This is a genomic window from Candidatus Zixiibacteriota bacterium (assembly GCA_018820315.1).
GTDB lineage: Bacteria > Zixibacteria > MSB-5A5 > JAABVY01 > JAHJOQ01 > JAHJOQ01.
In genome coordinates this window covers 1-6154 of record JAHJOQ010000010.1, presented here as the reverse complement: position 1 = coordinate 6154, position 6154 = coordinate 1, and the positions used below count along the sequence as shown (strand labels likewise).

Below are 6154 nucleotides of genomic sequence, written 5' to 3'. Positions count from 1 at the left end.
TTTCCACTCGACTTTCCAAATTACTTACATTACTATTCCTCATGAGCGTGTCCTCCTGCTCGGATAAACCCGAGTTCTCTTGTTTACTATTAAGAGGATACGCTCATTCTATTCTATCCACAACTTTTGAATATATCTCCGACGAGCCTGAAACGAAGCAGTATCTTATGGACAGGCGTGACTTAACTCTGTCGACTGAACAGTGTAACACGATTCATCGTCGGACGGATGGTCTGCCACTCATTCTATCGATGATTGCTAGTGACATCGTTCAACGTAGGTTACATGGTAGGGAGCTAGACGACTATCTGGAAAACCTTCCGACAACGGAAGGAGAAGTCAATGAGTACTATGACTATTTATGGGGAAGAGTGCCTGGCTTCAAGCGATCTGGAACTGAAATGGCTTCACACAAGTTGCTCAAGCTGCTGTGTCTGCGGAAACCCGGCTTCATCATGACTGCCAGTCGAATGCGTGAACTAATTCCTGTAGCAATCGTGGGTGACACTGATCTTCCCGGCGCACTGGATCATATTAGGCCGATGCTGGACGCCGGTGCATATGAGGACGGTGAATTTCTCTTGTGTTCTAGTTCGCTTGCATTATTTGTGAGAAAAAAGCTAACTGTCGGTGGGGACTCCACGGATTTCGTGGAGTTCTATTACAAGTGGTGTAAGTCCAATTCAGATACAGCCATCGGCCACCGCTATGTGAATCAGTATGCATTTGACCTGCCTGCTTACAAGGATATTATTGACCGAATCGATCTGGATTTCATAGACCGTGCGGTGATAAGACTCTTTCCACGGCAGGATATCCTAAGCAATGTCAGGATAGGGATTGAAGCCGCGTATCGCACCTGCGATATCGTTCAGCTTACACGACTGGGGCTTCTCAATACTTACACTTATCAGAGGTTTGAAAACATAGATGAGGTCGATCTTGTACGGTGTCCGGCTTTCCGACGCAAAGGGGGAAACGTTGAAGCGCTTCTCGAATATGAGCATCAGTTTGAGCTGCCTGCCCCTAGGCTGACTGATCTACTTCTAGAATGTGTGCGTTTGAATGTCCCGCTAAATTTCGACAGTATTATCGATAAATTGAAGAAACACATAGTCGATCTTGATGCCGATTCACGCGGGGAAATCAACTATGCTAATTACGTTAAGCTGATGGTCGCGACTGGACATGGCACGCAGTATCTACAGAATGTGATTGTAGCTCAGACCGCGAATGAATCGGCTCATGTTAACGAATTTTATTACACTACATTCATCGACGCTCTTTCTGAGTTCGCAACTTCGGGATACGTGAAAGAGCTAATAGTGCTTGAGAACTTCTCCCCTCACAATGCAGCTATGCGACAGGCACTCATTTGCGCGCTCAAGAGAGAAGGCGCCACGGACGAGGCACATCGTATATGGGAGGACTTCGCAACGGCATACAGCCCCAAGGATACTAAGGTTTTGCTTCAGGGGTGCGAATTGAGAGTAGACCCAATTCTATTGGATGCGCTAATCGACCCTGTGGCGACAATTATTGAGGCTCCAGACCTGTACCACGTCTCCGATGAGTATATAGATCAGCTACTGACGGCATTTTCTGGTGTCAGTGTTCTGGCGTACCTTGATTTAAAGCAGGATTTGATTAACGCCAAGGCGAGTATTCAGCAATTGCCAAAGAGCTACTTGAAGGAGCTTTTGATTGTTGCTTTTGAGATAAGTGTTGCGAAAGGAAAACACCACTCCGATCGACCAATAATCTTGGATCCCAGCCTGATTATGCGTTTGATAGAGTATAAGATGACTGGTGACGAGAAGCCTCGTGTTTTGGATGTTGTGCTGACATCGCAGCTTGGCGATCTTGTTTGCAGCTTGATAGAAGACTTAGCCATTCTAGTCTCTGACGACTTGATGCCGGAATTTCTCTTAAGTTTGGGTATCTTCTATGAGAATCGATACTGGCACGGATATGACCATGCATTTCCTGAAACTAACAAGTTACTGCGGGCGATAAATCGTTTCTGCAATAGAATCGATTGTAGTCAATACAGTCGGGAACTAGCTGAGATGACCGACTCGATAGAGCGGGATACCATTGAGAATGAAGGATACGAAGGTTTGAGGACTTCGTGTCTGTTGTCTGTTGCAGCATTGTGGGAGTCAGTTGGAAATACGGAGCAGGCAGATGCCGTGTTTGAGAGCGCGCTCAGAGAATCACATTCTTACGGTTTCCACAAGGATATCACGTTTAACCTGCTAGTTCGATCTCTTCACTACCAGAACCAGGTTGAAGTTGAAGGCGCACTTGAGAGAATTCGAGAGTTAGCAGACAAAGCTCTTTTCTTAGATTGGCTTACTGACTGGAAAGAAGTTAGAGCAGTGATGCCAGATCTATGCGATGAACTCGCTTTGCTGAAGCCCGAATCAGCTGCCGTACTCCTCGGGATCTTTGAGCGTGAAGGACACCGACATCACTACGATGAGTGTCTTCGTTCGTTCATTGAGTACTGCCCTGCTAATTATGCCCTCCGCTATGCCATCCTGGAGACAATAGTAGAGGTGCAGAATGTGTACAATGAACTGATCGAACTCTACGCTCTCATGCTGAAAGTTGCCCGACAGGCGTTTGACTACGGTGAAAAGGAAGTAGCTCGACTGTTGACTGAAAGAGCTAGGGTGTTCCTGACCCGTGACGTTGCGGCTGCAGAGCGGGGAAAACTAGTGAGTGCTTACAACCAGCTTGCCTTAGCCTGTGGTGCAGAAGTGATCACTGACATACCCATATTGCCGCCAGAAAGCGAAGCGCATCTTCCTCAGCATGTAACGCTTCTTGGGAACACCATCGATTTTGCTGAGTTTTGTAACCAAGTGGCGGAAGCCGACATTGAACAACTCTCGGAAATGTGGCAATCCCTTACTACTAGTGACTACTCGTACACAGCCCAAGGCAAGATCTTTAAGAGAATTATTGAGCTAATCGAGTCTGCCCAGACTGCAGAACGGTTGTTGGATATAGAAGGACTGTGCGAAAGCTTGGCCCTAGGTAATGAAGACTCTGAGATGCTGTGGGCGTTTGCGTTAAAGTGGAAGGAAATCTCAAACATAGAGAAGTTTCTTATATACGGTAAGCGCACGTGCGAATTTGAACGCTCCTGGGGTCATGTGTTCACGGAGAACAACGGTGAAAGACTGGCTCAGGTGGCAAAATTCGATCGAGACTGGACAGAGCATTTCGTTCTGCAAAACCTGTATGATAATTCGCTGAAGGGAATGTATACGACGTGGGCAGTACCGATGATTCAATCGTTTGATATTGCATCTGGCAATCACGGTCGTGTGCAGGAAATGTGGTGTGTTTTCTTCGAGTTTTTCGCAACTCTCTTCAGACATACACCAAGCACAAGATCTCATTTCGCAGGAATTCTCCAGTTGCCCGGGAAGACAGAAACGGAGCTGCTTGTTGATACGTTACTTGGCAGACTCCAATCCGATGAATATGAGGTGAAACACCGCACTGGGGCGATTCTGGCCGAAATGATTGAGGAAAACCCAGGATTCGCTGAATACTTTGTCCTGCTACTAGAAACCGGTACTCATCACAGCAGCAGAATACTAGTCGCTGCAGTGCTGGAGTATGCTGTGCATCAGGGTGTTGTTAATCTGCAGCCGCACTCCGAAAGGCTTCTCAATGTTTATAGGGGTGAGAAGAGCTTTTACCTGCGCATCAGTTATCGAATCTACTCACAAAGATGGGGCAGGCGTTGCCCAGAGTAGTGAAAATAAGCCCAGAGATTATACAGCTTGCCAGACCTTCCGATTGTTTCGAGAAGCAAATCATTGCCAACTGTGGGAAGACAACTCTTAACTCCGTTCGGATGTGCGCTGAAACTCTGGGCATTGAACCAGACGAACTCATGGCGATGGTTGAAGTTGAATGTCAGTCAACATCTAACGAACTCGGAGACGTAGAGCGTGGGTTCAGGGAGCAAGTTCGAAAGTTCGTAGATCCGGAGAGTCACTTCACTCCGTTCGAGGGAAGACCTGATTACCTGGTGTTTAGTTCGCTGCAAAATGTGATTAGTAAACTGCTCCCATCCATCCCTGATGTTGAGCCGAACAAACTCTATGAAGTGATTCGTATGCACGATCCTCTTTATTGGCTAGTGCCGAGGAAGACACGACCCGATCACGTCCTGGAAGTACCTTTGAGAAACGAGATTGATGACTGGCTTGGCTCTGAAGGCGTTCATCGAAGAACAACGCACACTTCTATGCTGACCTGCGACTCGGTTGTTGCGGCGGAAATCGAGGTGATCAATAGTGAACATGCATCATATTGGCGAATGAGGAGTGCCATTCTGATTAACGGGGGTGTTTCAGTGGAATCGATCAGCCCGGATGTCGGGTCTGAGCCATTCATCAATCCGGGCTGGCACAGACGGACTATCCAGTCACTCCGGGATGATTATGCCGGAAATACACTGGTTATGCCCGGCACTCCGCTCTTCAGTTATCAATCGGACCTGTGGATTCTTCAAGGTCCCTACAGGTATCTGCGACTATATCCAAGGATTGCAGAAGACCTGAATTTGACGTGGCGCAGAAGTGGTGCGTTTGACATGGGCTTCGAAGGTGAAGAGGCTGTTCGTTTCGTGTCATGGCGAGATGGGTACGTGCCAGACAGATACTCTCGTGCTGAAGAGCATTCGGGCTGCTTTACCTCATGCTCTTTGTCACTCTTACATGAGATTACTGCTCGCTACGGGCTGGATATCGTGATAGTAGAACATGAGGTACGTACCCGTAAAAGAGAGCGCTGGCAAAACGGCAGGGAGGAGAAATCCGTGGAATCGACGAGGATTGAACTGCTTGAGTTTTAGAAGGGCTGCAACATGTCAAGAGTATTTATACCAGGTGCTGGAGCTTCAAAATGCTACTCGGAATCCCCGTCAGGACTGTCTCCGTTGCTTTCGCGAGAGATCATCGTAGTGGATGACATATTCGTTATTATCTCGGAGGTATCTATTGAAAGCTATCGTACGCACCAAATACGGATCGCCGGATGCACTTAAACTACAGGAAATTGATAAGCCCGATCCGATGGACAATCAAGTACTCGTAAGAGTGCATGCGGCGTCGGTGAACCCGCTTGACTGGCACATTTTGCGTGGCAAGCCATTTCTGGTCCGACTCATGGGTTTTGGATTTTTGAAACCGAAACATCAGATACTCGGCGCCGACATGGCTGGCCGGGTTGAAGCTGTCGGTAAAAGTGTAATTCAGTTCAAGGCGGGAGACGAAGTCTTTGGCTCGAGTATGGGTGGATTTGCAGAATACGCTTGTATTCGCGAGAGTAAATTGGTGCTAAAGCCGGCAGCCGTAACTTTTGAGCAGGCGGCGGCCGTGCCAGTCGCGGGGATCACTGCGTTGCAAGCTCTTCGCGATCACGGACGATTACAATCGGGACAACAAGTCTTGATCCACGGCGCGTCGGGAGGTGTGGGCACATTTGCAGTGCAAATAGCCAAAGCGCTGGGAGCTCATGTGACCGGTGTCTGCAGTGGACGAAACGTAGAGATGGTGCGATCTATCGGTGCGGACCATGTGATTGATTACACGAAGGAAGAGTTCTGGCGGAGCGGGAACGAGTACGATCTGATCGTTGACAATGCCGCATTTCATTCAATACGTATGCCTTTGCGCTCCCTGAAACCAACCGGCATATATGTCGGGGTTGGCGGCTCCACATCCACCGCGAGTCTCTTGCAGTCGCTGATTCTCAATCCGCTTATTTCAAAGATAAAGGGCAGAAAAGTCGTTTCATTCATGGCGAACGTGAACCAGACAGATTTGGCTCTTCTAAAGGAACTTCTAGAAGCTGGCAAAGTTGTGCCCATCATAGATAGGAAGTACCCTTTGAGTGACACTCCTCAGGCGATCCGATATGTTGAAGAAGGACACGCACGAGGAAAAGTAGTCATCACAGTGTGACCAGAGATAGCACCAGGGATGCTCCTTTTCGTGACATCTTATTGGTCGCACTTGATTGACTTGTCTCTGGTTGGACAAGGATCAACGGTTTTCGCCAATCGTTCCAAAGTCTTACAAGCATGACCCAGAGGAGCCTATCTCGATTCTTGAGGCGCGGTCTC

At 48.1% G+C, this 6154-nt stretch carries 3 protein-coding genes; all 3 read left to right on the top strand.

Annotated features, from left to right (window positions below; translation table 11 throughout):
• Positions 1-401 precede the first annotated feature (401 nt).
• The 3 genes from KKH67_00950 (at position 402) to KKH67_00940 (ending at position 5993) form a co-directional block, all read left to right on the top strand.
• Positions 402-3776 (top strand): hypothetical protein, encoded by a 3375-nt coding sequence (locus KKH67_00950; GenBank protein MBU1317740.1) that lies wholly within the window; start codon positions 402-404, stop codon positions 3774-3776.
• Complete coding sequence (locus tag KKH67_00945) at positions 3776-4882, top strand: hypothetical protein (protein ID MBU1317739.1); 1107 nt, start codon at positions 3776-3778, stop codon at positions 4880-4882. The genes KKH67_00950 and KKH67_00945 overlap by 1 nt, the downstream gene beginning before the upstream one ends.
• A gap of 145 nt (positions 4883-5027) precedes the next feature.
• The gene (locus KKH67_00940; protein MBU1317738.1) at positions 5028-5993 is read left to right on the top strand and encodes an NAD(P)-dependent alcohol dehydrogenase; all 966 of its coding nucleotides are present in this window, start codon (positions 5028-5030) and stop codon (positions 5991-5993) included.
• Positions 5994-6154: the final 161 nt, after the last annotated feature.